4 protein-coding genes are annotated in these 6,018 nt (G+C 49.8%); all 4 read left to right on the top strand.

Annotated features, from left to right (window positions below):
• Positions 1–1,006 (top strand): sensor histidine kinase (locus AC1DSE_RS28515; RefSeq protein ID WP_477528575.1); only part of this gene is annotated, 1,006 nt, incomplete at its 5' end.
• Positions 1,007–1,008: 2 nt separating this feature from the next.
• Positions 1,009–2,607, top strand: a complete 1,599-nt coding sequence (locus tag AC1DSE_RS28510; RefSeq protein WP_477509836.1) for a response regulator transcription factor — start codon at positions 1,009–1,011, stop codon at positions 2,605–2,607.
• Between the two features lie 96 nt (positions 2,608–2,703).
• Positions 2,704–4,236 (top strand): ABC transporter substrate-binding protein, encoded by a 1,533-nt coding sequence (locus AC1DSE_RS28505; RefSeq protein ID WP_477509802.1) that lies wholly within the window; start codon positions 2,704–2,706, stop codon positions 4,234–4,236.
• On the top strand, positions 4,233–6,018 hold a 1,786-nt coding region (locus tag AC1DSE_RS28500), incomplete at its 3' end, for a glycosyl hydrolase (RefSeq protein ID WP_477528574.1). The genes AC1DSE_RS28505 and AC1DSE_RS28500, both read left to right, overlap by 4 nt.

Genomic DNA, 6,018 nt, shown 5'->3' with positions numbered 1-6,018 from the left:
GACGGTAGGTGAACGATCCCGGCATGGTGGTTTCCGACTGGTTGCGCTTATACCGGAGCAAGATATTTTGAAAGGTTTTTTCAATCTCTGGAGCTGGAATAGGTTTGTCTCTGTGGGTTCAATATTGCTGATTCCCTTGAGTTTGGTGCTGCTTCGCAAGATGATTTTGCTTCCGATCAGAAGACTGCTATCTGCCATGAATCGAATCGGTGAAGGGCATATGCAAGGGATTCCAGAATCTAAAGCCTCAACCGAAGAATTTCGCGTCGTTAACGATCATTTTAACCAAATGCTTTCCCACATTAGAGAGCTGAAAATCCATGTTTATGAGGAACAATTAAGCAAACAGCAGGCGGAGCTTAGGCAGCTGCAGACAACGATTAATCCTCATTTTTATTTAAATTCCCTTAATATGCTGCACAGTTTGGCTGCTGTACGCAATTATGAATTAATCCAGGAGATGTCGCGCTGTCTCTCGGACTATTTCCGTTACATTTTCCGTAGTCATGTGTCACTCGTCTCTCTCGGGGATGAACTGATGCATATGCGCAATTATATACGTATTCAGGAGCTGCGGTTTCCAGATCAGCTGAGCAGTGAAATTGAGGTGCCATCTTACCTGCTGAACCTCGCTATACCCCCGCTTGTGATTCAAACCTTTGTGGAGAATGCCATCAAGCACGCCTTTACGCTGGAAGCGCCATTCCGGCTATCGATTCATGGAAAGCTGGAATCAGATGGTCAGGTGCCTCGCATTCTACTCGTTATTGAAGATACCGGCGAAGGATTCACCCCAGAGCTGCTGCAGCTCTTAAATGAGAAGAGGAACTTGGAGCGGGAGGACGGCAGCAGGCATGGCATCTGGAATGCATGGCGCAGATTGGAGCTATTGTATGGCGGAAAAGCCGACCTTACCTTTCTTAATCTTCATTCAGGCGGGGCTCGAGTCGAAGTTCGCTTACCCATGAAGTCATTCCCGGAAGGAGAGGAGGGCACACCTTGCTGAACGTGCTGATCGTAGATGATGAGATTCATTTTGTGAAAGCGGTTAAAAAAATGGTGGACTGGTTGCAGCTTGGTATTTCCAACGTTTATGTTGCTTACAATCCGACTGCGGCGGAGCGGATTTTTGAGGTACAGGAGATTCATATTCTGCTATGCGATATTGAAATGCCGCAGCGGAGCGGACTAGAGCTGCTGAAGTGGATGCGGGAGAAGGGAATTCGCACCGTTCCTGTGCTGATGACCTGCCATGCGGATTTTCATTACGCCCAAGAAGCTGTACGTCTGGGCTGCTCCAATTATTTGTTGAAGCCGCTGACCAAGGAAGAGCTGGAAGCCGCACTGTGCAAGGCGGCAGACGCTGTGAAGCGCGAGCAAGAACTGGCGGATGCGCAGCGGGTTAAGAACTGGTGGTCTCGGCAGCAGGATATAAATCGTGAGCGCTTCTGGCTGGATGTTCTTAATGAAACCATTCCGGCAGTGAGTAAGATTTTTGCAAAGGAAGCGGCGGCAAGGCAAGTATCTCTCCCTGCGGACTCCTTGGTTCTGCCAGTGTTAATGATCATACGTGGTTGGCAGCAGGACTTCCTGGTCAGAGATCGGAAGCTGCTGGAATATGGGCTCAAGAACGCAGGCAAAGAGATGCTGGGAAGGCTTACGTTAGGCAGTGTCGTTGTACCTGCCGGGAATGACGCTTGGTTGCTTATTATGCCTGTGGAACAGGAACAACTAGAGAACGGACTTGCCATCATGTGTAGCCGCTTGGTTGAGTTTTGTCGTGTACATTTATACTGTGAATTATATTGCTATGGGGGGAAGCCAGTACAAGGACATGAACTCCCTGCTCTGCTGGCTCAATTACACAATTTAGACAGAGATAATGTGACCGGAATCCATTATGTAGCTCTGAATGAGGCAAAGCGTCTTGCAGCAGCGCCTCCAGCTCTGCCAGATATGAGTGGCTGGGCAGCGATGATGAGGCAAGGCGTGAAGGAGAGGCTGCTGGAAGAAGCGAGAGCTTGCATCCATGGACTGCGGGATCAAACGGGAATAGATGGCGATTATTTGCGTGCGCTGAAGGAGAATTTTTTGCAAATGGCTCATGCAGTCCTGCAGCAGCAAGGGGTTCAAGCACATCTCATGTTCTGTGATGAGGAGAGCCTGCGTCTGGCGGAAGCTGCATCCCGCTCGCTTACCGATCTGGAGCGCTGGCTTGCCCATGTCATTATGAAGGCTGTGAATACCACACATCCGTCCTCGATTAGCGATGTGATTGAACGGGCGACCCGCTATATTGTATCCAATCTGGATCAGAATCTGTCCAGAGAAACGACAGCGAACCACGTATACTTGCACCCGGACTATTTGACCCGCTTATTTAAAAAAGAGCTGTGCTGTACGATTCCAGAGTATATTTTGCAGGAGAGAATCAAGCTGGCTAGGCAGCTGCTTATTCATTCTGAGCTTCCTGTAAGCGCCGTGGCGATGGCTACGGGCTATTCGAACTTTTCTCATTTTGCAAAGTTGTTCAAGGCTCAGTCAGGCTTAAGCCCAATCGAGTTTCGCCAGCACGGACGAGGTGCCCCCCTTGCAAAGTCGAAATGACGTCAGGCAAAGGTCGAACCTGAAGCAGAGGATGCGCTCCTCTTCCCGCTATAATGGCAAGAGAAAGCCAAATGATCAAGCCAGGGGGAAAACAAAATGCGCAAGAAGACATGGTTATTCGCAAGTCTAGTGAGTCTATCGCTGCTCATATCCGCATGTGGTTCGAACGGAAATTCAGGCGGATTGGCGAAAGATCCGGTTAACAGCCCCGGAACAACAGGCGAGGAAGCATCACAAAAGATCGATGAATTGAATGTCGCATTTCTCAGTGTTACCGGCACGCCACCGGATATGAAGGCAGTAGAGGATGAGATTAACAAGATTACAAAGGAAAAAATCAATGTAGCGGTTAATCTGATGCCAATCAATTACGGCGCTTATGCCCAGCAGGTTAACTTAATGCTGACAAGCAATGAGAAGCTGGATCTGATTGTCGTCGGATCACCGTTTGGATTTAGCTCGCAAGTGTCCAGAGGACAGYTGTTGCCGCTCGATGAGCTGCTGGAGAAGAATGGGGAAAATATTCGCAAGGCGCTTGACCCGGACTACTTGAACGCCAGTAAGGTAGATGGAAAGGTTTACGGCGTCACACCTGTGAGAGACTTGGCAACAGCCAACGGATTTACAATGCGCAAGGATCTTGCAGATAAGCATGGAATCGACGCGAGTGCGATTAAAACACTGGATGATGTAGAAGCAGCGCTCAAAATCATTAAAGATAATGAACCAGACATTACGCCACTAATTCCTAGCGGAGCTGGCTTCTCCTTTCTGACCAGCTACAGCTGGCATGATGGTCTTAGCAACGGGATGGGTGTGCTACCAGGCTACGATAATGGTCTGAAGCTTGTTAACAGCATCGAGTCTCCGGAATATGCTGCGCTCCTGAAACGGATGAGGAACTGGTATGAAGCGGGTTATACGTTGAAAGATTCAGCAACCAACAAGTCGAGCCAAATTGAATTAATGAAGGCTGATAGAGCTTTTGGTTATCTCTCTAAGCTGAAACCGGGATTTGATGCGCAGGAGTCCAGATCCATTGGCAAGGAAATGATTAGTGCAACCTTGTCTAATCCTGTATCCATGACAGATCATGTGCTGAACATTATGTGGGGGATTCCGCGTCAAGCTAAGAATCCGGTGGCATCTATGAAGTTTCTGGATCTGATGTATGGGGATGCTGAGCTTGTTAATCTGCTGGATTGGGGTATTGAAGGCAAGCATTATGTCAAAGTGTCCGATAATGTCATCAAATACCCAGAAGGCGTCACAATGCTGACGAACGGCTACAATTTAAATATGAGCTGGCTGTTTGGCAACCAGTTCCTCTCTTATGTATTTGAGGGTGAAGACCCGGATATTTGGCAGAAGATGAAGGAATTCAATGAGCAGGCGATTAAATCCAAGGCAATGGGCTTTACGATGAATCCGGAGTCCGTCAAAACAGAAATAGCGGCAGTATCCAACGTCATCGCGCAATATTATCTTGTTCTGGAAACAGGCTCTGTGGACCCAGATAAGGTGTTGCCGCAATTTATTGAGAAGCTGAAGGCCGCAGGAATCGATAAGGTTATTGCGGATAAGCAGCGCCAGCTGGATGAATGGGCGAAAGCAGAGGGTGTGCAATGAGTCGTAAACTTCATGAATTGCTAAGAGGTGAGGAACGGAATTATATTCTTCCGTTCTTCTGGCAGCGCGGAGAAGAAGAGGCGGTCATTCGTGAGGAGCTGGCTCGTATACGGGAAGCGGGCATCCATGCCGTATGTGTGGAATCCCGTCCCCACCCTGATATGCTTGGTCCACAGTGGTGGAAGGATATGGATATCATTATGGATGAAGCCCGGAAGCATGGCATGCAAATTTGGGTCTTCGACGATGATCACTTTCCGACAGGACACGCAGCAGGTAAGGTGAAGGACGCGCCGCTGGAACACCAGCGGCAGTTCCTCTCAGAGCGTCGAATTGATGCACGCGGTCCCGATTCTGAAGCTTCATTCCTGCTGCGCCCCTGGTCGGTGCTAGATGGAGCAAGACCTGTCGGCGCTGCTGCAGCTAGGCGTGATCCAGTTACGGGCGAGCTGGATGGGGAGTTTATTGCAATAGATCTCGAAGCTTCAGTGCAAGACGGGGTTCTTTATTGGCCTGTGCCGGAAGGCTACTGGACGATCTGCTTGTTCGTCGTCACCAGGGAAGGCGGGGATGATCGCCGCAAAGATTATTTGAACCCGATCGTGCCGGAATCGACGCAGATTCTGATCGATACAATCTACGAAGMCTATTACGCACGATACAAGGATGATTTTGGCGTCGCATTCGCAGGTTTCTTCTCGGATGAGCCTGGCTTCTATAACAGCAAAGCATCGTACGATTATGCTTCGGGACTTGGCGATGCCAAGATGGCTCTGCCGTGGCGTTCCGATTTGCTGGAGCTGCTGGAGGCAGAATACGGTCAGAACCTGCGCCAGCATCTGCCTCTGCTCTGGCATGAGGGTGGACCTCAGACGTTTGCTGTGCGCTACGCCTACATGAACGTAGTGAGCAAGCTGTACGCGGAGCACTTCAGCAGGCGGATTGGAGACTGGTGCCGAGAACGCGGCGTAGCCTATATCGGCCATCTAATGGAGGACAATAATGTACACGCCAGACTGGGCTGCGGAGCAGGGCATTTCTTCCGTGCGCTGGAGGGGCAGGACATGTCTGGTCTGGATGTCGTGTTATGGCAAATTGTACCCGGGTTTGATGAAATGTCTTTCTCATGGATGGGTGGGAAGACAGACAGCGTCTTTTTCCATTACGGGATGACCAAACTAGCTGCTTCACTGGGACATATCGACCCTAGGAAGCAAGGAAGAACCTTTTGCGAAATCTTCGGCGCTTACGGCTGGGCGGAAGGGCTGAAGCTGATGAAGTGGCTGACCGACCATATGCTGGTTAGAGGCGTCAATCATTTTGTGCCGCATGCTTTTTCTCAGAAAGAGTTCCCTGACTGGGATTGCCCGCCGCACTTCTATGCCAGAGGGTATAATCCGCAGTTCAGGTATTACCGACTGCTTAATGACTATACGAATCGGGTATGCCACTTGTTGAATGACGGTGAGCATATTGCGAGTGCTGCTGTGCTATATCACGCTGAGGCTGAATGGTCCGGGGAATACATGCTGTTCCAGGAGCCTGTGAAGCAGTTGATGCAGAGCCAAATCGACTGCGATGTGCTGCCGATCGATATCTTGGTTTCTTCGGAAGTTATCGATGGGGAGCTAGCGGTGCACAAAGAACGCTATCGCTGCCTAATCGTACCTTATGCCGAGGCGCTGCCAATAGAATGGCTGGATAAGCTTACTGAGCTCGCATCAGCTGGTTTGTCTATTATCTTCATTGATGCATTGCCAGTAAGAGCGAGCCAATCTGTAC

The organism is Paenibacillus sp. 01L418, assembly GCF_056400045.1.
This window is presented reverse-complemented; position numbering and strand designations above follow the sequence as displayed.